The 22519-nt window shown below is 67.3% G+C and carries 21 protein-coding genes; 10 read left to right on the plus strand and 11 right to left on the minus strand.

Features of this window, described 5'->3' with window-relative positions:
• From C664_RS21115 to C664_RS18760, 3 genes are all read left to right on the plus strand, one after another.
• Positions 1-365, plus strand: a 365-nt coding sequence (locus tag C664_RS21115; protein WP_004292404.1) for an energy transducer TonB, incomplete at its 5' end; no start/stop codon positions are given.
• 3 nt (positions 366-368) lie between these two features.
• Entirely contained in the window at positions 369-1139 is a 771-nt protein-coding gene (locus C664_RS18755; RefSeq protein ID WP_004292405.1) for a MotA/TolQ/ExbB proton channel family protein, read from the plus strand.
• Positions 1139-1570: an ExbD/TolR family protein gene (locus tag C664_RS18760; protein ID WP_004292406.1), complete on the plus strand. Its 432-nt coding sequence runs from the start codon at positions 1139-1141 to the stop codon at positions 1568-1570. The genes C664_RS18755 and C664_RS18760 overlap by 1 nt, the downstream gene beginning before the upstream one ends.
• A 69-nt stretch (positions 1571-1639) precedes the next feature.
• On the opposite strand, the gene C664_RS18765 is transcribed toward C664_RS18760, so the two are convergent.
• Both C664_RS18765 and C664_RS18770 read right to left on the minus strand, forming a co-directional pair.
• Positions 1640-2056 (minus strand): Fur family transcriptional regulator, encoded by a 417-nt coding sequence (locus tag C664_RS18765; RefSeq protein ID WP_004292407.1) that lies wholly within the window; start codon positions 2054-2056, stop codon positions 1640-1642.
• 139 nt (positions 2057-2195) lie between these two features.
• The gene (locus tag C664_RS18770; RefSeq protein WP_004292409.1) at positions 2196-3191 is read right to left on the minus strand and encodes a cytochrome-c peroxidase; all 996 of its coding nucleotides are present in this window, start codon (positions 3189-3191) and stop codon (positions 2196-2198) included.
• 283 nt (positions 3192-3474) lie between these two features.
• On the opposite strand from C664_RS18770, the gene C664_RS18775 reads away from it, so the two are divergent.
• From C664_RS18775 to C664_RS18800, 6 genes are all read left to right on the plus strand, one after another.
• A complete protein-coding gene (locus C664_RS18775; RefSeq protein WP_004292410.1) occupies positions 3475-4743 on the plus strand; it encodes an efflux RND transporter periplasmic adaptor subunit in 1269 nt (422 codons plus the stop codon).
• Entirely contained in the window at positions 4740-6728 is a 1989-nt protein-coding gene (locus tag C664_RS18780) for a MacB family efflux pump subunit (RefSeq protein ID WP_004292411.1), read from the plus strand. The genes C664_RS18775 and C664_RS18780 overlap by 4 nt, the downstream gene beginning before the upstream one ends.
• Before the next feature lie 17 nt (positions 6729-6745).
• Entirely contained in the window at positions 6746-8200 is a 1455-nt protein-coding gene (locus C664_RS18785) for an efflux transporter outer membrane subunit (RefSeq protein ID WP_004292412.1), read from the plus strand.
• 424 nt (positions 8201-8624) lie between these two features.
• Complete coding sequence (locus C664_RS18790; RefSeq protein ID WP_004292413.1) at positions 8625-10967, plus strand: TonB-dependent receptor; 2343 nt, start codon at positions 8625-8627, stop codon at positions 10965-10967.
• Between the two features lie 216 nt (positions 10968-11183).
• On the plus strand, positions 11184-12305 hold the full coding sequence (locus C664_RS18795; RefSeq protein WP_004292415.1) for an alpha-hydroxy acid oxidase: 1122 nt from the start codon (positions 11184-11186) through the stop codon (positions 12303-12305).
• A gap of 38 nt (positions 12306-12343) precedes the next feature.
• Complete coding sequence (locus C664_RS18800) at positions 12344-13027, plus strand: Fe2+-dependent dioxygenase (RefSeq protein WP_004292417.1); 684 nt, start codon at positions 12344-12346, stop codon at positions 13025-13027.
• Positions 13028-13203: 176 nt separating this feature from the next.
• Here C664_RS18800 and C664_RS18805 read toward each other — a convergent pair whose 3' ends face one another.
• The 9 genes from C664_RS18805 to C664_RS18845 all read right to left on the minus strand — a co-directional run bounded on the left by C664_RS18805 (position 13204) and on the right by C664_RS18845 (position 21562).
• Positions 13204-13887 carry a hypothetical protein gene (locus C664_RS18805; RefSeq protein ID WP_004292418.1) on the minus strand — a complete coding sequence of 228 codons (684 nt, stop codon included), beginning with the start codon at positions 13885-13887 and terminating at the stop codon, positions 13204-13206.
• Positions 13888-14032: 145 nt separating this feature from the next.
• On the minus strand, positions 14033-15337 hold the full coding sequence (locus C664_RS18810) for an NnrS family protein (protein ID WP_232435140.1): 1305 nt from the start codon (positions 15335-15337) through the stop codon (positions 14033-14035).
• A gap of 13 nt (positions 15338-15350) precedes the next feature.
• Positions 15351-16217, minus strand: a complete 867-nt coding sequence (locus tag C664_RS18815; RefSeq protein ID WP_004292420.1) for an ABC transporter ATP-binding protein — start codon at positions 16215-16217, stop codon at positions 15351-15353.
• Positions 16214-17005 carry an ABC transporter permease gene (locus C664_RS18820; protein ID WP_004292421.1) on the minus strand — a complete coding sequence of 264 codons (792 nt, stop codon included), beginning with the start codon at positions 17003-17005 and terminating at the stop codon, positions 16214-16216. The genes C664_RS18815 and C664_RS18820 overlap by 4 nt, the downstream gene beginning before the upstream one ends.
• Positions 17002-18033: an ABC transporter substrate-binding protein gene (locus C664_RS18825; RefSeq protein ID WP_051019173.1), complete on the minus strand. Its 1032-nt coding sequence runs from the start codon at positions 18031-18033 to the stop codon at positions 17002-17004. The genes C664_RS18820 and C664_RS18825 overlap by 4 nt, the downstream gene beginning before the upstream one ends.
• Position 18034: 1 nt before the next feature.
• Positions 18035-20095, minus strand: a complete 2061-nt coding sequence (locus tag C664_RS18830; protein WP_038012465.1) for a TonB-dependent receptor — start codon at positions 20093-20095, stop codon at positions 18035-18037.
• Between the two features lie 244 nt (positions 20096-20339).
• A complete protein-coding gene (locus C664_RS18835; protein ID WP_004292424.1) occupies positions 20340-20639 on the minus strand; it encodes a hypothetical protein in 300 nt (99 codons plus the stop codon).
• Entirely contained in the window at positions 20636-21247 is a 612-nt protein-coding gene (gene rpsD / locus C664_RS18840) for a 30S ribosomal protein S4 (protein ID WP_004292426.1), read from the minus strand. The genes C664_RS18835 and rpsD overlap by 4 nt, the downstream gene beginning before the upstream one ends.
• Before the next feature lie 15 nt (positions 21248-21262).
• Positions 21263-21562, minus strand: a complete 300-nt coding sequence (locus C664_RS18845; RefSeq protein ID WP_004292427.1) for a hypothetical protein — start codon at positions 21560-21562, stop codon at positions 21263-21265.
• A 220-nt stretch (positions 21563-21782) separates the two neighbouring features.
• Between C664_RS18845 and C664_RS18850 the strand changes: the two genes are divergently transcribed.
• Positions 21783-22519, plus strand: a 737-nt coding sequence (locus C664_RS18850; protein WP_004292429.1) for a FeoB small GTPase domain-containing protein, incomplete at its 3' end; no start/stop codon positions are given.

Genomic DNA, 22519 nt, shown 5'->3' on the forward strand with positions numbered 1-22519 from the left:
CCGCAGAGCCTGCCGCCGTGGCACCCGCCGCTCAGCCCACGCCGCCGGCAGCCGCTGCGCCGGCCGCGGCCGCACCGATCACGGCGGCACGCTTCGATGCGGCCTACCTCAACAATCCGGCGCCCGCCTACCCCATGCTGTCGCGCCGTCTGCGCGAGGAAGGCCAGGTCATGCTGCGCGTGCTGGTGTCGCCCGATGGACGACCGAATCGTATCGAGCTGCGCACCAGCTCGGGCTCCGAGCGTCTCGACCGCGCGGCCGAAGAGGCAGTCGCACGCTGGCGTTTCGTCCCCGCACGCCAGGGCGAAGCAGCCGTCGAAGCCTGGGTGCTGGTGCCGATCGTCTTCAAACTCAAAGGGAACTGAACAATGGAAACAACGCAGGCCTTCGGCCTTGCTCACCTGTGGGCGCAATCCGACGCCGTCATCCGCGCCGTGGCCCTGATGCTGCTGCTGATGTCGGTCACGAGCTGGTACCTCATCCTGGCGCGCGCTCTGCGTCAGCTGCGGGCGCGTCATCATGAAGGTGCAGTGGAGGCCTTCTGGGCTGCACCGGACCTGGAGAGCGGCCTGAAGCGCCTCAGCACCCAGGCGCCCGAGTCACCGTTCGAGGCCCTGGCCCAGCAGGGCGCCGCAGCCGCGCAGCATATCCGTCGCCACACCGCCAGCGAAACGCTGGGTGGCAAACTCGATGCGGACGAGGTGATCACCCGCGCGCTGCGCAAGTCGATCGCCTTGTCGACCGCGGGTCTCGAATCGGGCATGACCGTGCTCGCCTCGATCGGGTCCACGGCCCCCTTCGTGGGCCTGTTCGGCACCGTGTGGGGCATCTATCACGCGCTGGTGAACATCAGCGCCTCGGGCATGGCGACGCTGGACAAGGTTGCCGGACCGGTCGGCGAAGCGCTGATCATGACCGCCTTCGGCCTCTTCGTCGCGATCCCTGCCGTGCTGGCCTACAACGCCATCACCCGCGCCAACCGCGTCGAGCTGTCCGAACTGGATGCGTTCGCCCACGACCTGCACGCCTGGTTCTCGACCGGTGCCCGCATTGCCCCGGTGGCCCTTCAGGCCGCCAACGAGCGTAAGTCGGCGCGGGCGGTGGCACCGATCGACGGAGCAGCAAACGGAGCGGCATGATGGCCTTCGGCGGTTTCAACAACGGCGACAGCCGTCCCCTGCAAAGCGAAATCAACATGGTGCCGCTGATCGACGTCATGCTGGTGCTGCTGATCGTGTTCATGATCACCGCGCCGCTGCTGACGCACTCGGTCAAAATCGACCTGCCGCAGGCCTCGAGCCAGCCCACGCAGGAGAAGCCCGAGACGGTATCGCTGTCGATCAACGGCGAAGGCAAGCTGTTCTGGAACAACGACGCGCTCGATGACGCGGCGCTGCCGGCCCGCCTGAAGGCCGCCGCCGAACAGACGCCGCAGCCGGAGCTGCACCTGCGGGCCGATCGCGAGACACGCTATCAGAAGCTGGCCGAAGTGATGTCGCTGGCACGCGAGGCGGGCATCGAGAAGATGGGTTTCATCACCCAGCCAAGCAGCGAGCCGAACGCCCGCTAGACCGCGGGCTGAAGACAGGAAAGGAACGCGGCCGCCCTCGGGGCGGCCGATCTGTATCGGGCAGCGCGATCAACCGCGCTTGCCGCGCACCCGGATGATCACATCGACCTGCTCGAGCTCGACGCCCTCGGGCAGACGCGGCACGCCGACGACGGTGAGCTCGTCAGCCGCGACATCGCGCACTTCGCCGGTATCGACGTCGTACAGGTGGTAATGCGGATCGGTGTTCGAATCGAACACGACCCGGTCCGGATCGACGATCAGTTCGCGTACCAAGTTTTTCTCACGGAACAGGCGCAGCGTGTTGTAAACCGTGGCGCGCGAGGTCTCGGGCGCATTGGCACGCACCCGCTCGAGCACCTGATCGGCCGACAGATGCACGGGACGCGCGAACAAGACGCGCGCGATCTCGATGCGCTGATGGGTGACAGGGACGCCGACGCTGCGCAGGCAGGCAATCGCGTCTTCGGTGGCATCTACATTCATGTCTCTCTCTGGGCCCATCCGGGTCTTGTCTTGTCTTCGGAACGAATACCTGGCTGCGTCGAGTCTACGCCCGCCAGCCCGTCCCTGCAAAAAACCCGGCCCTCCACACGGGGAGTCGGCCGGGTTCGTACAGCAAGGCTTACTGCCAGGGATTCGGCTTCGGCGTCGCGTTGGACGACGGCGGCAGGATCGGCATCACGAAGGTCGGCTGGTCGCCGGTCAGCGTCTTCAGGAAGGCGACGATGTCGGAGATCTCCTGTTCGCTGTACTTGCGACCCAGTTGCAGGCGGCCCATGAGCTCCACCGCCTGTTCCAGCGTCGCGGCTTCGCCGTCGTGGAAGTACGGGTAGGTGAGCTCCACGTTGCGCAGTGTGGGCACCTTGAAGTTCATGCGGTCTTCATCCTTGCCGGTGACGCCCGCACGGCCTTCGGCCGGGTTGTTCGTCTTGTACGGCTCGAACAGACCCATCTTCTGGAACGAGGTACCGCCGGCCGCCGGACCGTTGTGGCAGGCCACGCAGCCGCTTTCCTTGAACAGGCCATAGCCGGCGAGTTCGCGGTCGTTCAGCGCCTTGTCGTCGCCCTTCAGCCACTGGTCGAACGGCGAGTTCGGCGTGACCAGCGTTTCCTCGAAGGCGGCGATCGCCTGGGTGATCTTGTCGATGTTGATGTCGGCCGAACCGAACACCGACTTGAACTCCGCCACATAGCCCGGGATGGTACGCAGCGTGCCGACGGCGAGGTCGTGGGTGAAGGCCATTTCGCCCGGGTTGGCGATCGGGCCACCCGCCTGCTCCTTCAGGTCAGCCGCACGGCCGTCCCAGAATTGCGCCACGGCCAGGCTGGAGTTCAGCACGGTCGGCGAGTTGATCGGCCCCTGCTGCCATTTGTCGCCAATCGAGGTCTTCAGGTTGTCGCTGCCGCCCATCGACAGGTTGTGACAGGAGTTGCACGAGATGAAGCCCGAGCGCGACAGGCGCGGATCGAAGTACAGCTTCTTGCCCAGTTCGACCAGCGCCGGATTGGTGACCTGCGCAGGCTGGATCGGCTGGATCGGCTCGTCGCGGGTCGTCGCGGCCCAGGCGGTGCCGGCCACGGCCAGCGCGGAAGCAATCGCAATCGCCTTCAATTTCATGGTGCTCTCCTTGCTTGATTGAAGCCTTGTTTTAAGACTGTTTTAGACTCGATCTAAATTTGAGCCCCATTAGACCCGCGCCTGCAGCCGGCTTTCTTGATCCAGATCAGAAGTCATGCGCGGGCCGGTCCGTGGCTTCATTACGATACAAAGCCCTCCCCGACGAACGTCTATGCTTGGCGCGCTGTCTTCCAGAGGCCACGCACCGGCTCTTCCGAACCTTCCACGCACCACAATGAACCAGAACACAGCCTCTTCAGAAGCCCGATCCCCACGCCGCGGCTTGCGCACCAGCCTCGTCCTCATCGTGCTCGGTCTTGCCGGCGCCGGAACCTGGCTGGCCTGGCCGCAGCTGGTCGGACGGACCGATCCACTCGCCGCCTATCAGTTCGCCACCGTGCAGCGCGGCGATGTCGAAGACCTCGTGACCGCCACCGGCACGCTGCAGCCACGTGATTACGTCGATGTCGGCGCCCAGGTTTCCGGCCAGCTCAAGAAGATCCACGTCGAGGTCGGCAGCGAGGTGAAGGAAGGCGAGCTGCTTGCCGAGATCGACCCCACGGTCTATCGGGCACGCGTCGACGCCTCGCGCGCGCAACTGCGCAACCTGCGCGCATCGTTGAAGGAGCGCGAGGCGCAACTCACGCTGGCGCACATCCAGCTGCGCCGCCAGCAGGCTCTGATGGCCGAAGACGCGACCACCAAGGAAAGCCTGCAGACCGCCGAAGCGAGCGCCAAGTCGGCCGAGGCGCAGCTCGAGGCGCTCGGGGCCCAGATCGAGCAGATCGAATCCACGCTGCGCGCCGACGAAGCCAACCTGCAATACGCACGCATCCTGTCGCCGATGAGCGGCACCGTGGTGTCGATCACCGCCCGCCAGGGGCAGACGCTCAACACCAACCAGCAGGCGCCGGTGATCCTGCGCGTAGCCGACCTCAACACCATGACGGTGCAGACCCAGGTGTCGGAAGCGGACATCAGCCGGCTGAAGCTCGGCATGGACGCCTACTTCACGACGCTGGGCGGTGGTGGCAAGCGCTGGCAGGGCACGCTCGAGAAGATCGAGCCGACGCCGACCGTGACCAACAACGTGGTGCTCTACAACGCACTGTTCGACGTGCAGAACCCCGACGGCCTGCTGATGACGCAGATGACGGCGCAGGTCTTCTTCGTCGTCGCCCAGGCGAAGGATGCCTTGCTGGTGCCGATGGCGGCGCTGGCTCAAGGCGCCATCCGGCCCGCCTCGGCGGCCGGCGGCGGCCGCTCCGGCAGTGGCGCGAGCGGTTCGAACACTGGTGGCGGCGAAGCCCCTGGTGCCGGTCGCGCTGGCGCTCCGCGCCCCGGCGCATTGCGCGCGCCGCGTGCCGGCGGCACGGTCAAGGTGCTCAACGCGAGCGGCGAACTGGAGGAACGCACGGTGCGCATCGGCGTCTCCAACCGGGTGCAGGCCCAGGTTCTGGAAGGTCTCGAGGACGGCGAACGTGTCGTCGCCGGCCTTGGCAGCAGTGGCGCCGGAAGCAGCAACCGTCCGCAGATGCCGCCCCGTCTATGAAGGCCGAACGTCTGCCGCCGCCGGAATCGGCCGCGCTGCCCACGCCCGCGCCGACCAACACGACACCGCTGATCGCGCTGCAGGGCATCACGCGCAGCTTTCGCAACGGCGAGGTCGAGACCCAGGTGCTGCACGGCATCGACCTCGAGATCTACCCCGGCGAATTCGTTGCGATCGTCGGCGCTTCCGGTTCGGGCAAGTCGACGCTGATGAACATCCTCGGCTGCCTCGACCGCCCCACCAACGGCACCTACCGCTTCATGGGCGAGGACGTCGCCGGCTTCGACCGTGACGCGCTGGCGCGGGTGCGGCGCGAGGCCTTCGGCTTCGTGTTCCAGAGCTACAACCTGATCGGCGGTGCCACGGCGCGCGAGAACGTCGAGGTGCCGGCGGTGTATTCCGGCATGCCGCCGGACGAACGCCACCAGCGCGCGTCCGAACTGCTGTCGACACTGGGGCTGGCCGAACGTATCCATCACCGCCCCAACCAGCTCTCCGGCGGCCAGCAGCAACGCGTGTCGATCGCACGCGCACTGATGAACGGCGGACGCATCATCCTCGCCGACGAGCCGACCGGCGCGCTCGACAGCAAGAGCGGCGCCGAGGTCATGAAGCTGCTGCGCGAACTGTCCGCAGCCGGCCACACCATCGTGCTGATCACGCACGAGCGCGAGGTCGCCGAGCAGGCCCAGCGCATCATCGAGATCCGCGACGGGCGCATCGTATCCGACCCTGGCCCGCGGCGGTCGCAGGAACCCGAGCCCGACTTCGCCCCGCACATCGATCGCACCTCGCCGCTGTCGGACGTCGTCGAGGCCACCCGCACCGCGCTGCGGGCGCTGCGGGCCAACCTGTTCCGCGCCATCCTGACGCTGCTCGGCATCGTCATCGGCGTGGCCTCCGTAATCGCCATGCTCGCGATCGGCGACGGTGCCAAGCAGAAGGTCATCGACCAGGTCAGCGCGATGGGCACCAACCTGCTCACGATCCGCCCCGGGGCGCCCAATACGCGCGGGCGGGACGCGCCCGCGACGCTGGTGATCGAGGACGTGCAGGCCATCGCCGAACTGCCGAACGTGCTCGCCTCGGTCCCCGAGCAAGGGGGCACGATTACGGTGCGCACCGGCAACGTCGACCACCGCACCAGCGTCAACGCCACCTCGGCCGACTACGTCGTCGCGCGCAACTGGGCGCCCGCCGCCGGCACCTTCTTCAGCGCCGAGGACGAGGCGCGCTACGCCACGGTCGCCGTGCTCGGGCAGACGGTGGCCCGGGCCCTGTTCCCGGCCGGTGACGGCATCGGCCAGTTCGTGCTGGTGAACAACATCCCCTTCCAGGTGGTCGGCGTGATGACGCCCAAGGGCGCCACGCCCTGGGGGCAGGACCAGGACGACATCGTGTTCGTGCCCTACACCACCGGCAGCCTGCGCATCACCGGCCAGCGCTTCCTGCGCAACGTCACGGTGGCGGTGGAGGACGTCGCGCAGATCGACGACACCCAGGCCGAGGTCACGAGCCTGCTGCTGGCACGCCACGGCGTCGAGGATTTCCAGATCCGCAACATGGCCTCGGTGATCGACACCGTGTCCGAGACGCAGAACACGCTCACCATCCTGCTCGGCACGGTGGCGGCGATCTCGCTACTGGTAGGCGGCATCGGCGTCATGAACATCATGCTGGTGTCGGTGACCGAGCGCACGCGCGAGATCGGCATCCGCATGGCGACCGGCGCACGCATGAAGAACATCCTGCAGCAGTTCCTGATCGAAGCGCTGGTCGTGTCCGCCGTCGGCGGGCTGATCGGGGTGGCGGTCGGGCTGGGCAGTGCGGCGATCATCGCGCGCTTCGGCACCGCGGTGCAGTACTCGCTGACGCCAGTCGTGCTCGCCTTCAGCTGCGCCTTCCTCACCGGCCTCATCTTCGGCTACCTGCCGGCGCGCAAGGCCGCCCGGCTCGATCCCGTCGTCGCCCTGGCGTCGGAATGAAACAGAACGCCCCGCACATGCACCCCATTCACGCCCGCTCGAACGCAAGCCGCACCACCACCGGAAAGCGCGTCGCACTCGTCCTTCTGACCACCGGTGTCCTGGGTGGCTGCGCCATCACAGAGCCGGTCGTGCGCCCTGAATTCGCGCTGCCCGACCATTGGTCCGAGGCCGCATCCGGCACCGCAGCGAAGCTTCCCGACACCTGGTGGCAGGACTTCGGCTCGCCGCAGCTCGACGCGCTGGTCGCCGAAGCCCTGCTCGCCGCGCCCGACCTGCTGATCCAGGCCGAGCGCGTGGTACAGGCCGAACTGGCGCTGCGCCAGGCCGGCGCCTCCTTGCTACCCTCGCTGTCGCTCGCCGGCGGCAGCGGTGTGCAGAGCGCGGAAGGGGACGAATCCGGCTCGACCAGCGTCAACCTCAACGCACGCTATGAAGTCGATCTGTGGGGCCGCCTGGCCGCAAGCCGCGACGCAAGCCGCGCCAACCTCACAGCGACGCGCTTCGACCGCGACGCGGCGCGCCTGTCGATGGTGGCCAACGTCGCCACGCTGTGGTTCCAGAGCCTGGCGCTGGCAGAACGCGTCGACATCGCGCGCAACAACCTCGCGATCGCTGAACGTGTGCTGCGCGTGGTGCAGGCGCGCTACGACAACGGTGCCGCTTCGGCGCTGGAGCTCAGCCAGCAGCGCAGCACGGTGCTGAACCAGCGCAAGGCCATCGAGCCGCTCGAGGTCACGCTGCGCCAGACGCGCTCGGCGCTCGCCATCCTGCTCGGGCGCAATCCGCAGGCCGGCTTCATCGTCGGCGAGCGACTCGCCGGACTGCAAGTGCCCGCGGTCTCTGCCGGGCTGCCGTCCGAATTGCTGTTGCGTCGTCCCGACATCGCCGCAAGCGAAGCCGGCCTCGCCGCCGCCGCCGCCAATGTTGCCGCGACGCGCGCCGCCCTGCTGCCCAGCATCAGCCTGTCGGCCGGCGCGGCAACCAGCAGCGCGGAGTTGCTGTCGCTGGTCGGGCGCAACAGCGTGCTATCGCTGTCGGCCTCGCTCCTGCAGACGATCTTCGACGGCGGGCGTCTCGCCGCCGATGTCGACATCCAGCGCTCACGCCAGCGCGAACTGGTCGAGACCCACCGCCGCACCGTGCTCGCCGCGCTGAAGGAAGTGGAGGACGCACTCGCCGACAGCGCCCGCGACGCCAACCAGGAAACCGCACAACGCGAGATCCTGGCCGAAGCGCAGCGCAGCCTGCGCCTGGCGGAACTGCGTTACCGCGAGGGCGCCGACAGCCTGCTGACGGTGCTGGATGCACAGCGCACGCTGTTCTCCGCGCAAGACCAGATGGCGCAGCTGCGACTGGCGCGGCTGACGGATGCGGTCAACCTCTACAAGGCGCTCGGTGGCGGCTGGCAGGCGCCGAGCGACGGCCTGGCCGAAACGGCTGCCACGGCTGAGAGCGCTTCGCCGTACTGATCCGTCGCGCTCCTCAAGCTTCCCCCGCGCCCACAGCCCTGCTTTGCTTGTTGTATTAATGCGAACCCTTCTCAGTCGCGTTGACACGCGCGACCCTCTTAATGAGAATGGCAAGCATCTGCAACAGCAGAGGTGGGACAGGTCGTCTGCGCACCATCGCGCGATCGATTACCCACCCTAGCCAGCCACTCCGCGAGTCGGATCAGCCAGCCAAGCCAGCCCTTCATCGCTTGACCCGGGGATCCGCACGTCCGATCACGGCGCACGCCACGAGCTGTCCGCCGCACCTCTGTCCGAAGCGAACACCCACGCCGCGCGGCCTGCCGTGTGGGAGGGTGCCGCTCGCTGCACACGGACTCGACATCCCCGCCAGGCCAGGGCTGATCACCCCAACGTACTCGCAACCCGTGATCAGGAAAACCCCATGTCCATGAAGAATCCGCACGCAAGGCAGCCCGCATCGCTGCGCAAGCGTCCTGCCGCCATTGCCGTCGGCCTGTCAACCGCCATGCTGGTGCCGATGGCCGCCATCGCCCAGGAGCAGAAGCCCGCCGAAGAATCCAAGCTGGAGACCGTCAACGTCGTCAGCACCGCGCTCGAAGCCAACCCCAATGCCGAACCGGGCGTGCCCTATAAGGCGAAATACTCGGGTGACGAGCGCCACAAGCGTGCCCTGGCCGAAACCGCTCAGAACATCCAGGTCCTGACCAAGGCTCAGATCGAGGATTCCGGCTACACCGACCTGCGCGAGATCCTCGACGCCCAGCCCGGCATCACCCTCGGCACCGGCGAAAACGGCAACGCCTTCGGCGACCGCTACATCATCCGCGGCCAGGAAGCCCGCAGCGACGTCTTCGTCGATGGCCTGCGCGACCCCGGCATGACCATCCGCGAGAGCTTCGCCACCGAGCAGGTCGAAATCTCCAAGGGCCCGAACTCCAGCTTCGCCGGCCGCGGTACCTCCGGCGGCGCAGTCAACTCGGTGACCAAACAAGCCACCACCGACTACTCCTACACCCGCCTGTCGACCGGCTTCGGCACCGACAAGCACACCCGCCTGACACTGGACAGTAACCAGGTCGTCAACGAAGACCTCGCCGTGCGCGCCAACCTGCTGTACGGCTACGAGGAAGTGCCCGACCGCGCCCCGACCGACCGCGAGCGCAAGGGCCTGGCGCTGTCCGGTTTCTGGACGCCGACCGACGACCTCGACGTCACGCTCGACTACTATGGTCTCGACGCGGACGACAACCCGGACATGGGCGGCTTCCTGGTGGGCACCCTACCCAACCGCAAGCCGGCCAAGAACGTTCCCGTCTATGCGCAGAAACAGGATTTCCTCAGCTCCGACGTCGACATCTTTACCGCACGCCTGCGCTACCAGTTCGACCAGGACACGCGCATCACCAACCTGACGCGTTTCGGTCAGGCCGACAACGGCTACGTGACGACCGGTGCCCGCTCCGGCACCTTCGGTCGCAACGACCCGAACGCTGGCGCGTCGACGATCACCCTCAGCACCCACAACGGCTGGCAAGAAGTCGACTATTTCGTCAACCAGACCAACCTGCATCTGGACCGGGTCATCGGCGGCCTGAAGCACGAGTTCATCTTTGGTCTCGAGTACTCCAAGCACAGCGTGCTGAACGGCGTTTATAACATCACGAATTCGGGCCAGAACTGCATCACCGGCAACACCGCGACATCGAACAACGCCTGGTGCGCAACGGATGCGAGCGGCGCGGAGGTGAACGGCCTAAACACGCTGATGAACCGTCGCATCTCCAAGGGCGACTGGGATATCGACTGGAACGTCAAGACGGTGTCGCTGTCTGCGATGGACACGGTCGACCTGACCGACAAGTGGACTGCTTTCGCCGGCCTGCGCTGGGATCGCTACGACTACGACACGACTGCCATCTCGCGCGGTGTTTCGACCGACTACGATTACTCCGACAGCCTGTGGAACGGCCACCTCGGCCTGACCTACAAGTTCCGTCCGGATGCCAACATCTATGTCAGCTACGCAACCGCAAGCGACATCAACGGCGGCGAGTCCGACGTCGGCTCCAGCTGCGGCTATGGCGGCATCTGCGTAGATAACGCAAACGGCGTCGAGATCGCCGACAGCAAGCCGGAGAAGACGCAGAGCATCGAACTCGGCACGAAGTGGAACCTGATGGGCGAAAAGCTGCTGCTGTCCGCCGCGCTGTTCCAGATCACCAAGTCCGACGTGATGGAATCGGCACCGAGCGGTAGCGGTTACGAGTCCACCGGCGCGCTCAACACCGGCAAGAACCGTGTGCGCGGTCTCGAACTGGCACTGACCGGCATGATCACGCCCAAGCTGACCGGCCAGGCCGGCGTCGCCTTCATGAAGTCGAAGATCCTCGAGTCGAACGTGGAAGCGAACGAAGGCAAGGTCCTCAGCAATTTCGCCGACAACACCGCCTTCGTGCAGCTGAAGTACCAGGCGACCGACAAGTTCGCCTTCGGCGGCGCGGTCAAGTACGAAGACAAGAAGTACGCGGGTCAACCCGACTCGGCCGCCGGCTTCGACGACCAGGGCCGTTACAGCCAGCCGATCCCGTCCTACACGGTGCTCGACCTGTTCGCCAACTACCGCATCAACAAGAACATGGACGTGCGCGTGAACGTCGGCAACGTGACCGACAAGGATTACTACCTGGCCGGCTACCGTTCGGGTTCCTTCCTGTACAAGGGTGACGCACGCAACGCCCGCGTGACCCTGAACTATGACTTCTAAGTCCTAGCGCTTCATCCGGCCGGGCAGCGCCTCAGCGCGCAGCCCGGCCGTTTTCGTTTTGAATACACTTACCCAACAGACTTTCCGCGCACCTGGTCTGCAAGCCGCCCCTCCGAGCAACGGAGCAACCATGCACGCCCAGCCCGCCCTTCACTTCAAGCACACAACTTTCAGCATCCCGTGCGGCGGCGCCCCGGTCCCTGCAGGACATATCGAATGAACGACACCGCAACGCCGCGCGCGCCCCTGTCGCGGATTCCATCCGACATCCTGTGCGCACAGGACTACGAGGCCCTTGCCGCGCATTTCCTGCCGGCCACGCATCACGCCTACATCGCCGGCGGCAGCGGCTTCGAAGCCACGCTGCGCGCCAATCGCGAGGCCTTCGAACGCGTGCAGATCCTGCCGCGACTGCTGCGGGACGTGACCACTGGGCACACGCGCCTCAAGCTCTTCGGCCAGTCCCTGCACCACCCTATCCTGCTTGCCCCTCTGGCCTTTCAGGCGTTGGCTCACCCCCGGGGCGAACTCGACAGCGCACGTGCCGCGGAGGCGACCGACACTTGCCTGGTCGCCAGCACACTGTCGTCCTGGCCGCTGGAAGACATCGCAAGGGAAGGTTGCGGGGAGAAGTGGTTCCAGCTCTACGTCCAGCCCATGCGCGACAGCACGCTCGATCTCGTCCAGCGCGCCGAGGCTGCGGGCTACCGCGCACTCGTCGTAACCCTCGACGCGGCCGTGCAGCGTCCCAGCCTGCGCGCCCAGAGGGCAGGCTTCCGCATGCCCGACACGGTGCGTCCGGGCAACCTCATCCATCATGCAACGCCGCCGCCAGTCGAACTCGAACGCGGCCAGAGCCGCATCTTCCAGGGCCTGATGCGGGAGGCGCCGACCTGGGATGACCTCGACTGGCTGATGCGTCACACCCGCCTGCCGGTCATCGTCAAGGGCGTGCTGCGGGCCGACGACGCGCTGGCGCTGAAGGCGGCCGGGGTTGCGGGGATCATCGTCTCCAACCATGGCGGTCGCGCCCTCGACGGCGTGCCAGCCAGCCTCGACGCGCTGCCTGCCGTGCGCGCCGCGGTCGGTGCGGACTACCCCGTTCTGTTCGACAGCGGCGTCCGCGCCGGCAGCGACGTCTTCAAGGCGCTGGCGCTTGGCGCCGACGCGGTGCTGGTCGGGCGTCTGCAGGTCTTCGCCCTGGCCGTTGCCGGCGCGCTCGGTGTCGCCCACATGCTGAAGCTGCTGCGCGAAGAACTGGAGCTGTGCATGGCACTCGCCGGCTGCGCCACACTTCAGGAGATCACGGCGGACAGCATCACCCTTCGCCACGCCTGAACCTCAGTTCAAACCTTGTCCTGTTCGCGATTCACATCATGCTCATTTCGATCGAAAAGGTCCTCACCAAGGACGAAGTCCGCCAGTTCCGCCAGCACCTCGACCAGGCGCAGTGGGAAGACGGGCTGAAGACCGCGGGCACGCTCGCCAGCCAGGTCAAGCGCAACCTGCAACTGGCAGACGGCTCGGATCTGGCCACCCGCCTCGGCAACCACATCCTGCGCAAGCTGGGGAGTCACCCGGAATTCATCTCCGCCGCCCTGCCGCAGCGCATCTACCCGCCCAAGTTCAACTGCTACCGCGGCGGCGGCACCTACGGCGCCCACGTCGACAGCGCCCTGATGACGGTGCCGGGCACCGACATCACCGTGCGTACGGACGTGTCGGCCACCCTGTTCCTCGCCGAGCCGGACGAATACGAAGGCGGCGAACTGGAGATCGAAGGTCCGTTCGGCGTACAGACGGTGAAGCTCGAGGCGGGCGACATGGTGCTCTACCCGTCGACCAGCCTGCATCGCGTCACGCCGGTCACACGCGGCGCGCGCATCGCCAGCTTCTTCTGGATTCAGAGCCTGGTGCAGGACGAAGGCGAACGCACGCTGCTGTACGACCTGGATCAATCCATCCGGGGTCTGACCGCCTCAGGACGCCAGGACGACCCCGACCTGCTGCGGCTCACCGGCGTGTATCACAATCTGCTGCGGCGCTGGGCGAAGCCCTGATTCAACTCGGCGGTCGGCACAGCCGGCTGGCCGCCCAGTTCTCCAGCATCAGACGCTCGTAGGGCAGTGTTTCGCGCGCAAAGCGGGCGTATGCCCCATGGGCCAGGCAGTGCATGTCGGACAATTGCTCACCCCCCGCTCCACGGCCTGCCCACCGGCATCGACGGGCGCATGGATCAGAATTCCCAAGCGATGCCCGCGTTGGCGATCGTGCGCTCGTTACCACGACCGACGGCCCCCGAGACCTTCAGGCCTTCGACAATGGTGTAACGCAACCCCACTTGCCGATCCGGCCCTGAATGCTCTTCGCCGAATGTCTCGACGACGAAATCGACGCGCTCGCTCAGCGGAACCTCGAGACCCACACCCCAGGCGTTCAGGTCTTCGTCGTCGTGCGTCCACGTACGCCCCAGGTTGAGGTGAACCCGGGGCCCCTGCTCGAAGGCCCAGGTTGCCAGGCCTGCCAGCGAATGGGCGCGCGACGTCCCCTCGCCACTCACCCGCTCACGGCCATACTCGTACTTCAAGCCGGCCGACAGGCCGATCTCGGACTGCAGCGGAATCCATTTCAGCGCTGCACCGACGGCGCGGACCGTGGCATCGGGATCCGCATCGCGATCCTTGGCACGCCCGAAGCCGATCTCGACCTCGACGTTGTCGATCGGCACGAAGCCAGCCGCGCCTTCGTAGCCGCGCACGGCATCATCGCGACTCCAGCCGAACTCGAGCTTGGCACCCCCACGCTCGAGCGTTCCGGCATCATCGACGGCCATCGGCCGCTCGGCCAAGGCTGGCGTTCCCGCACTCGCGAGCAGCAGGGCAAGGGTCGCGAGGCGAAGGCATCTGTTCTTGTTTTGCATGATTCCATTCCCACGAGAGGCAAGGAAAACGCGGAAGCGACGCCTCCCTGACGGCGCTTCCGAAAGATGATCCACCTTTGCCGCAACGCACGCTGCCGGCAGCACGCCCTCGCTGCGTCCGCCTTGCCGGCCGGTGCAGCGAGCTTCAGGACGCGCCCGCCTCATCGAGCACTTCCTCGCAGCCCGTCCCCGAATCAGGCCGCGGACCGACGAACACCGCGCCAAGGTGGAGCGCCGCAAGGCCATAGCCCAGCACCCAGGCGGCCACGCTCACCGCCTGCAGGCCGGCCACCGGCATCCCCGGCAGGCCGGATGCCGCGCGTGCCAGCGCGGCGGTCACCAACCCGGCTGCGGCCACCAGCACCCAGGGCCGCAGATCCAGTTCATAGCCAGCGTGCGTGCGCCCGGCGATGCACAGCACGCCGAAGATCGACACGCCCATCGCCCCGACCGTCAGCAGGTGCAGTCCCGCACTGGGCGTCACCGGCGCGCCGAGCAAGGACAAGCCGATCAGCGCGTAGCCCGCCGCCATGAGCCAATACACCGCGTAGAGCATGAAGGCCCAGCGCGACAGCAGGGCGCGGCCGACATGCCAGTCGTTCAGCAGGTTCAGCACGGCCGCCGCGGCCGCCAGCGCCACCCAGCCGGCAATGACCGAGCCGGGCAGCACGAACTCGACCACGGTGTACAGCGCCACGCCGAAGATGGCGAGATTGCGCCGCGGGGGGCGCGCACGATAGTCGGGCAGGTCGTCGTCCTCAGCGTGACGGCGGGTCGTGCCGCCATCACGGCGCAGGCGCTCGGCATCCAGCGCATCGTTGACGATGCGCATCGAGATGCGGCTGAGCGCGACCACGATCAGCACCATCATCACGCCGACGCCGACCCGCACCCAGCGCATCGGATACGCGCCGCCGAGCGCATCGGCATGGAAACCCGCCAGCGCGATCCACATCGCCCCCAGTCCCCACAGGAAGGCGAGATGGCGCCGCTCGGGGTCGCGCCACAGCCGTGGCGCGACGATCACAATCAGCGCACCCAGAAAACCCACGTTGAGCAACGCGGCCAGCACCTCCCCCGCCAACCCCAGGGTTCCCGACAGCCAGAACGCCAGGCGTGCCGCCGTCCACAGCAAGACCATGCCGAGTGCAATGCGACGACCGAAGGCGGGCGTGGCGGTGAACTCGGGCACCGCGGTCAGCAGGAAACCGGCCACCGCCGCGAGCCCGAAACCGAACATCAGCTCATGCGCATGCCACACCACCGCGCCGCCGGGCACGGCCGGCACGCCCAACCCTGCAGCGAGAAAGCCCAGCCACATCAGCAGCAGGAGCACCGCATACACCGCGCTGGCGAGGAAGAAGGGGCGGAAGCCGCACATGAACAGCGGCCGTGCCGCCAGCCGGTCGAACAGCCGGCCGAACGGCCCGTGGTCGATGGGATGAGACATGGCCTCGCGCTCCTCAGCCGCCGCAACGCGCGCCACCGCGCGCGCTCAGCACCGGCTCGGCCGGCACAACCAGGCGCAGACCCGACGCCGGACGCGTTGCCGCCGCGGCCTGCGGCGCGCGGTCGGCTGCAGCGGCCGCCACGGCAGGCGGCAATCCGAAGCTCTCGCGCACCGCCGCCGTCTGCAGCAGCTCGGCGGTATGGTGATAGACCCAGGCGTCGTCGCGGGTCGCCGCAGGCTGGCCAAGCGCGAAGCGGCACACGATGCGCCCGGGCTCGGGCGCCATCACCAGGATCGCGTCCGACAGCCTCACCGCCTCCATCAGGTCGTGCGTGATCATCAATACCCCCATGCCGCGCTCCGCCTGCTGGGCCAGCAGCAGGCGGTAGAGCTCTTCCTTGAGGCCGACGTCGAGCGCCGAGAACGGCTCATCGAGCAGCAACAGATCGGGCGCCAGCACCAGCGCGCGCGCGAGCGCCACCCGGCTCTGCATGCCGCCCGACAACTGGTGCGGAAACTTGTCGAGGTCGCGATGCGCCAGACCCAGGCGCAGCGCCAGTTCGCGCGAGCGGAACTGCCGTTCGTCGCGCCCGACGCCGACTGCCTTGAGGCCGAGCGCGATGTTGTCGATTGCCGTCTTCCACGGCAACAGGCGCGGTTGCTGGAACATGAAGGCGGTGGTCCCAAAGCGGTTCGACACCTCGCCCTCCTGCACCGTCAGCAGGCCGGCCGCCAGGTGCAGCAGGGTGGTCTTGCCACAGCCCGAGGGGCCCACCAGCGCCACCACCTCGCCCGCGCACACGCGAAAGTCGATGCCTGCCAGCACCTCGTCGCGCGCGAAGGCATGCGACAGGCCACGGACGTGCAGTTCGCCGCTCATGCGCCCTGCTCCCGCCAACGCTCCACCTCGCGCTTGACCGGCTCCAGCACCAGGTACTCGACCGCCAGCAGCAGACCGACCACCGCGGCAATCCAGGCCATCGTGGCCGCCGTGTCGAGATGCGAGCGCGACACGGCCAGCGCCGCGCCCACGCCGTCCTGGGTGGCGAGCAGCTCCGCCATCACCACCACCTTCCAGGCCGTGCCGAGCGCAGCGATCCAGGCCGGAAACAGGTAGGACACCACGTGCGGCAGATAGACATCGAGGAACATCATGCGGCGCGGCAGGCGAAAGGCCTCGGCCATGCCGCGCAGCTGGTTGTCGAGCGTGCGCGTGCCCTGCAGCGCGCCGATGAAGATCACCGGAAAGGCGGCAACGAACACGGTGAACACCGGCGTGCCGTCGCTGGCGCCGAACCACAGCATCGCCAGCACCAGCCAGGCGATCGGCGGCGTGCCCATCAGCACGGTCACGAGCGGGCGCGACATCATCGACGCGGTCATCGACAGCCCCGCAACAAGACCGAGCACGCTGCCGGCCAGTACCGACAGGGCATAGCCCGAGAGCGCGCGGCGTGCGGTGGCGGCAAGCTCCGGCCAGACGGCGCCGCTATCGATGAGGCCCCACAGCGTGGCGAAGGCCGAGCGCGGATCGGGCATCACCAGCGGGCCGTAAACCAGACTGACCGCCTCCCAGGCGGCCAGCAGCAGGAACAGGCTGGCGATCGCCCCCCAACCGCTCCACAGGTACGCAGGCAAACCAGCGAACCAGGCACGCAACAGGCTCATGGCTTCGCGGCTCCGCCATAGAAGCCATCGTCGGGCAGCTTGCCACCGACCAGCGCCGGATTCTTCTTCACCAACTGGCCGAACATGAATTCGAGTTCGGCGCGCGCGGCCTGCACCGGCACCGCCTCCATCTGGCTGACCGCGATCGAGTCGGCAACCGCCTCGGGCGTCAGCAGGTCGATGCGGGCCGCGACGCCACGGCCACAGGCCTCGGCACTGGCGCGACACCAGGCCAGCGAGCGGGCATATTCGGCCTCGATGCGCGCGACCACGTCCGGACGCTCGCGCAACGCCCCCATCACCGCGATGCCGGCCTGCGGGATGCGGGTGCCGCGCGCGAACACCCGCCCCCATTCCTGCTGCAGGTCAACGCTGCGATGCAGCTCCGGCGCAATGACGCTGATCGGGAAGGAGCCCGTCTTGCGCAGCGCCATCGACACCGCCGGCTCGGCCAGCAGCGCGTGGTCGACGCGGCGCATCACCAGCAACTGCATTGCGTCGATCGGGCTGGCGACGTAGCGCAGCGTCAGGTCCTTGCGGACGTCCATGCCCTGCTGCTCGGCAAGCAACTGGAACACGATGTCCGGCATGTCGCCGCGGAAGGGCATCGCCAGTTCCTTGCCTCGCAGGTCGGCAAGCGACTTGAGCGTCGGGTCGCGCGAAACCAGCCACAGCACGCCCCAGGTCGACACGTTGAGCATCCGCAGCTTCGCGCCGCGGTTGTAGAGGTTGGCCGCGACGTTGGTCGGCATCGCCAGCACGTCGGCGCGGCCGTCGAGCGCCATGACGCGCAACTGGTCGGGGTCGCGCCAGGGCACGAACTCGACCACCTCGGCAACGTCGGCCAGCGCACCGGAGTCGACCATGTGGATCAGCGGATTCGACACCGCCGCCGAAGGACCGGCGAGCGTCAGCCTGGGCAGCTTCTGCGCGTCAGCGGTGCCGGTAACGACCAGGAATGCGAGCACCACGCACGCGTGCAACAGGAACCGGCTCCAGCCGGGCAAGGGTGGGCGTGGTGCCTGCATGTCAGAAACTCCCGGAAAGGCTCAAGGTGATGCCGCGGCCCGGCGCCGCCAGCTCCTGGCCCGAGACGCCGTCGGTCAGGTGCTCGTGGTAGCGCTTGTCGGCCAGGTTGTGCAGGCCGACTGCCAGCGTGGCCGCATCGAAGGCGCCGACCGCGCCGAAACGCCAGCCCAGCTCGGCGTCGGCGGTGACGAAGCCGGAGGTCGCGTCCTCGGTGCCATTGGAGAACTTCGTCGCGATGCGATCCTGCTCGGCAACCGCGCGCAACTGCGCGCGCCAGTAGAAGCCGCGCTCGGCCGGCTGGCCGATGCCCAGTGTCAGCTCGGGTGCCGGCATCTGGTACAGCGGCTCGTCGTCCTGATGGTTCTTGCCACGCAACCAGGTGAAGCCGGCATCGGCGACGTAGGCGCCCACTGGCGCGCTGAGACTGCCTTCGACGCCGTAGATCGTGACCTTGTCGAGGTTCTCGGTGCGCTTGAGCGGCAGTCCCGTGCCCGGATGGGACGCACCGGTGATGCGTCCGGCGATGTAGTCGTCAATCCGCGTGTAGAAGGCCGCCACCCGGTAGGTCAGCCCGGCACCTGCGCCCTTGAGGCCGAGTTCGAAGCTGGTCGAGACTTCCGGGTCGAGTTGCGGGTTGCCGACGTGGTAGTAGCCGTCGCCACGCGCCGAATCCTCGAAGCGCTCACGCATGTCCGCGGCGCGGTAGGCGCGGCCGACGTTGGCGTAGGCGTTGAGGTTGTCGGTGAGGGGATGGACCGCCCCGAGCGACCACGACAGGTTGTTGTCCGTGCTGTCCAGGCCGGTCGTCTGGGCCGAAGGCCCCGTTCCCTTCCGCGCCGCATCGCCGCTGACGCGGTCGTAGCGCAGTCCGGCGACGATGCGGGTGGCCCCGACCGCGACCTCGTCCTGCACGAACACGCCCACCGCCTCGATCTCGCCATCCGAGAACGGATCGTTGCGCACGTTGTTGTTGAAGAACGGCGCGTTGTTGTCCATGTAGCGCTCGGGATCGCCCTTCATGCGCCAGGTCTCGGCCCCGACCGTCAGCAGATGGTCCCCGCCCACCGGGAACACGTACTTGGCGCGCGCGCCATCGGTCGTGAAGGAGACGTCGTTGCGTACGTAGTCGCGACCGAGGTTCTCGGCGCGGGCACGGATCTGGCGGAACACTTCCTGGCGATAGATCTCGGCCGACAGCTGCCCTTCGCCGAGCTTCGCATCGACGCCCAGTTCGTAGAGCTCGCGGCGCTGCTCGGGCGAATGGATGGTCGCCACGCCGAGCGGACGCGGAATGCCCGCGCCGGTGCGGGCCGAGCCCGGATACCACACGTCCTCGTCCTCATGACGCTGCAGATTCAGACGCAGGCTGACATCGTCGGTCAGGCGATGGCGATACTTGGCCAGCAGGGTGTCGGACTGGTAGCCAGTCCGGTCCTCGCGCCCGTCGGGGCTGCGGTAGTCATCCACGTCGCGCCCGGCCACACCCAGCACCAGCGCGTGATCGGCGTTCGAACGCTGCACCAGCAGCGCACCGGCCACGCCCTTGTCGACACTGCTGAAGCGCACGCCGGCACGGCCGCCCATGCGCTCCTCCGCGGTAAAGGCGGCCTCGGGCGTGAGCAGGTTGACGACCCCGCCCATCGCACCGCTGCCATGCAGCACCGAGCCCGGCCCCTTGACGACCTCGACACGGTCGAGCAGCCCGAGATCCATGAAGGACGCGATCGCCCCCTGAGGCTGGGCCGAGTTCACACGCAGGCCATCGACCATGACGACGACGCTTTCCTTCTTGAGGCCGCGCAGCACCGGGTTCTGTCCCCAGGCACCGTCGGACTGGGCCGCCAGCCCCGGCTTGCCTCGCAACAGATCACCGACGACCGTGGCGCCCGCCGTGGCCGGACGCAGGACCTCGATCGCCTGAGGTGTCTCCTGCACGTCGGCGGCGTAGCCTTTGGCGGTCACAACCTGCTCGCCGAGCACGGTTTCACCTGCGGCGAGCAGGGATGGTGCGAAAGAGACACCCAGCAGTGCCAACGCCATTGCGCGCATGCGCAGTTCCATGAACAACTCCATCGAGTAGTCGAGCTGGCTGGCGACGGCTGGCTTGCCCGGGATGATTCGGATCAGGTGAGACAACTTTAATTAAACGCGAATCATTCCTATTTGATTTCAATCAAATCTGCATGCGCTCGCTTGCCGAGATCACTTCTTGAATCTCGGGCAGCCCTTGCAGGGCTTGTCCTTCTTGCAGCACTTCTTGCTCATCAGGATCTCCATAACGGTCCCGCCCCAGGCCGGAACCGTCTCAGTGCGAAACGCGCGAGGCTTCAACCGCTGGCTGTTCGCTCAGCAAGGCATACGCACGCCAGTCCTCCACGAGGCTGGACGCGCACTCGCGCACCTCGGCGGCAATGCGCTGATCGGCGCCGATCACCTGCAGATGATCAACAATGGCCCGTGCAAGCGCGGGGGACTGCCGCGCCGGAAAGCGCGACAGCAGCTGAAGCACGGCAGCCAGCGCCAGCTCGGGTCGCGTACCGTAGTGCGGCGCCGACTCGCGCGAGGCACTGAAGTCCTGGCCGCAGCAGGGAGGCAGGCCGCTCACAGCCGCACCGCGTAGTATTCGACGACCTGCTGGACGTCGACCGGGAACGGGACCTCGTCGGGCGAGGGCGTGCGCGTGACGCTGGCAGCGAAGGCTGCTTCGTCAATGCTCAGCCACTCCGGCCGCGTCAGTGCAGGCTCGCCGATCGTCTCGACGACGAAGGGAATTCGGCGGCCACGCTCGGTGAGCTGGATGCGGTCGCCCGGCTTGATGCGGATCGAGGGGATATTCACCGAGCGGCCGTTGAGCAGCACGTGCTTGTGGCGCACGAGCTGGCGCGCCGCCACCGCAGTGGCGGCGAAACCGGCGCGGAACACGAAGTTGTCGAGGCGACGCTCGAGCAGCTCGAGCAGCTTGTCGCCGGTCGGTCCACGGTCGCGCTTGGCCTCGCGGAACAGGCGCTGGATCTGCTTTTCGCCGAGGCCATAGTTGAAGCGCAGCTTCTGCTTCTCGATCAACTGCACGCCGAAACCCGACTTGCGTTTCGGGCGCTGGCCGTGCTGGCCCGGCGGGTAGTTGCGCTCACCGAGGGGCTTGCGCGACAGGCCGGGCAGTTCGGTGCCGAGCGCACGCATCACTTTCAGACGGGGGCCGGTGTAACGGGACAAGATGATCTCCTTCGATCAGTTCGGGAATGAAGCGGTTGAAACGCAGCCGCGCGAAGAGCGCGAGCGAAGCCGACTCGAAGTCGAGGCATCGCCGACTGCGTTCGCGCCGCCGAGATGTCGCGGATGGGATATCGCCTGGTCGAGTTGTTCGCACGATGTCATCAGCTCCTGATCCAGGGTGCTGGCGTCAAGGCAACGCAGCAGCAAGCCCGCCTGGTGCGCAGCACGGGGACAGCCGGTATCGAGGTAGCGCGAAACGTGCATCAGCACGCCGGCCAGCAGACGGGTCTGCTCGAGGGTCGAGTCCGTTGCCATGGAACACCTCTCTTAGTTGCGAATGATTCGCAATATCATCGATGCACCGTAGCTTGTCAACAAGTCACGAAGAATCGAGCCCCGCCGTCGCTGCCCGCCGACGCACCAAATGCCGGTGCGGGCCCGGACCGAGCGCGAGACTTGAGATAGATCAGGAAATAAAAAATGAGATCCATTATCATTAACGAATTGGCAATACCGGGGCATCGCCTTCAGCACCATGAATCACGCCGTCTCGCTCGCTTCTCCATCCGGCGCCCTGCGCACCCTCGCCCTCGTCGGCCATCCCAATGTCGGCAAGTCGGTGCTGTTTCACCGCCTCACCGGCACCTACGTCACGGTGTCGAACTACCCCGGCACCACGGTTGAGGTGTCGCGTGCCGCGCCGCGCTTCGATCGCGAGGCCTCGCTGCTGGACACCCCAGGCGTGCTGGCCCTGCCCTCGCGCAGCGACGATGAGCGCGCCACCATGCGCGCGCTCCTCAATGAGGATATGCGTACGCTGATCCAGGTCGGCGACGCCAAGAACCTGCGCCGCACGCTGAACCTGACCGCCCTGCTCGCTGAACTGGGCGTGCCGATGGTGATGGCACTGAACATGACCGACGAGGCCAAGGCCCGCGGCGTGCATGTCGACGCCGCCGCACTGGGCGAGGCCCTCGGTGTGCCGGTCGTCGCCACGATCGCCACCGGCGGCGAAGGCGTCGCCGCGCTGACCGACGCCCTGCCGCACGCCGCCGTGCCCGCCCCGTTGCTGCGCTACGACCCGGTGCTCGAGCGCGACATCGTGCGCATCGAACAGCTGATCCTCGGCACCTGCCCGCATCCGCGCCTGGCCGCGCGCGGGCTGGCCATTCTCGCCATCGGCCGCGACCCAGAGGTCGAGGCCTGGCTGGCCGCGCAGCCCCGCAGCGAGCCGCTGCGCGCAGCACTGGCCGAGCTCACCGCCGCCATCGG

Origin of the sequence: Thauera sp. 63 (assembly GCF_000310165.2) — a bacterium.
Lineage (GTDB): Bacteria > Pseudomonadota > Gammaproteobacteria > Burkholderiales > Rhodocyclaceae > Thauera > Thauera humireducens.

Coding starts and splice junctions, on each gene's coding strand:
- C664_RS18765 (WP_004292407.1), bottom strand. CDS start 2,056: ATGAATGTAGATGCCACCGAAGACGCGATTGCCTGCCTGCGCAGCGTC.
- C664_RS18825 (WP_051019173.1), bottom strand. CDS start 18,033: ATGCAGGCACCACGCCCACCCTTGCCCGGCTGGAGCCGGTTCCTGTTG.
- C664_RS18780 (WP_004292411.1), top strand. CDS start 4,740: ATGAAGGCCGAACGTCTGCCGCCGCCGGAATCGGCCGCGCTGCCCACG.
- C664_RS18820 (WP_004292421.1), bottom strand. CDS start 17,005: ATGAGCCTGTTGCGTGCCTGGTTCGCTGGTTTGCCTGCGTACCTGTGG.
- C664_RS18755 (WP_004292405.1), top strand. CDS start 369: ATGGAAACAACGCAGGCCTTCGGCCTTGCTCACCTGTGGGCGCAATCC.
- C664_RS18810 (WP_232435140.1), bottom strand. CDS start 15,337: ATGTCTCATCCCATCGACCACGGGCCGTTCGGCCGGCTGTTCGACCGG.
- C664_RS18760 (WP_004292406.1), top strand. CDS start 1,139: ATGGCCTTCGGCGGTTTCAACAACGGCGACAGCCGTCCCCTGCAAAGC.
- C664_RS18785 (WP_004292412.1), top strand. CDS start 6,746: ATGCACCCCATTCACGCCCGCTCGAACGCAAGCCGCACCACCACCGGA.
- C664_RS18845 (WP_004292427.1), bottom strand. CDS start 21,562: ATGGCAACGGACTCGACCCTCGAGCAGACCCGTCTGCTGGCCGGCGTG.
- C664_RS18815 (WP_004292420.1), bottom strand. CDS start 16,217: ATGAGCGGCGAACTGCACGTCCGTGGCCTGTCGCATGCCTTCGCGCGC.
- C664_RS18830 (WP_038012465.1), bottom strand. CDS start 20,095: ATGGAACTGCGCATGCGCGCAATGGCGTTGGCACTGCTGGGTGTCTCT.
- C664_RS18795 (WP_004292415.1), top strand. CDS start 11,184: ATGAACGACACCGCAACGCCGCGCGCGCCCCTGTCGCGGATTCCATCC.
- C664_RS18805 (WP_004292418.1), bottom strand. CDS start 13,887: ATGCAAAACAAGAACAGATGCCTTCGCCTCGCGACCCTTGCCCTGCTG.
- C664_RS18790 (WP_004292413.1), top strand. CDS start 8,625: ATGTCCATGAAGAATCCGCACGCAAGGCAGCCCGCATCGCTGCGCAAG.
- C664_RS18800 (WP_004292417.1), top strand. CDS start 12,344: ATGCTCATTTCGATCGAAAAGGTCCTCACCAAGGACGAAGTCCGCCAG.
- C664_RS18770 (WP_004292409.1), bottom strand. CDS start 3,191: ATGAAATTGAAGGCGATTGCGATTGCTTCCGCGCTGGCCGTGGCCGGC.